This is a genomic window from Oleiphilus sp. HI0128, assembly GCF_001635365.1.
The window spans coordinates 1-801 of record NZ_LWGG01000661.1 but is presented as its reverse complement, the minus strand read 5'-3'; the positions used below and the strand labels follow the sequence as shown (position 1 = coordinate 801).

The 801-nt window shown below is 43.8% G+C and carries 2 protein-coding genes; both read left to right on the top strand.

The window, feature by feature from the left end:
- A partial coding sequence (locus A3763_RS28500; protein ID WP_197482852.1) for a hypothetical protein occupies positions 1-522 on the top strand: 522 nt, incomplete at its 5' end.
- Positions 523-533: 11 nt separating this feature from the next.
- Positions 534-801: hypothetical protein (locus tag A3763_RS08265; RefSeq protein ID WP_197482851.1), on the top strand; the 268-nt coding region annotated here is incomplete at its 3' end.

Below are 801 nucleotides of genomic sequence, written 5' to 3'. Positions count from 1 at the left end.
TTCATTGATGGCGCACGTGATAGCGGCGTCAAAGTCACACTGTTTCGCGCCTTAAACGGCCTGGTGCTGATTCTTCATATCGTCCATCTGGTTTTTCTCAGACTCAACAATAGCTACGAAAACTTCTTTATACACTTGGGTTTAAGTCTCACCACTCTGTATCTCAGCATCCTGATTTACAGTATTTGTAGCCGCCAATCTCGCAAGAAGTTCGGCCTCGAAAAAGTTGTTGATGAGAAGCCTGTTTTTCTAGACACCTACTCAAGCCGTCTAGTAGATATCATTATCCTGTTTGTCATCATTCTGGCAACGCTGTTCACCCTCATTAAAATTTGGGGCGCCGATAGTATGCTGGAAACGACTGGCATATTCGGAATCCTATTTGCCTTCCTAGCCTTTACCAGCAACATCTGGGCACCTGATATTATTAGCGGCTTAATCATCCTGAATACGCAAATTCTCGAAGACGGAGACGTCGTCGTCATCGGCGATGATGAAACGGAGTATGTCTCAGCAAGGTAACGCTGATATATGTGATTCTCTACGACATCCGTAATAACCATCGAACGCTCGTGCGGAACAATCAGTTCATTCAAAATAAAATCGATAACCTCAGTCGCGTAGCGAGTACTGATGGCGTACGCCAAGCCTTGAGCTACAACATTGGCTACCCTGAATTTGATGGCAAAACAAAAGACGAACGACAAAAACAGCTGGCAGACTTCAAAGCGAAAATCGATAAGTTTTTTATCCTTGCGCAAGAAAACTGCCTTGAAAAACCCGATATTAAAATCAACCAAA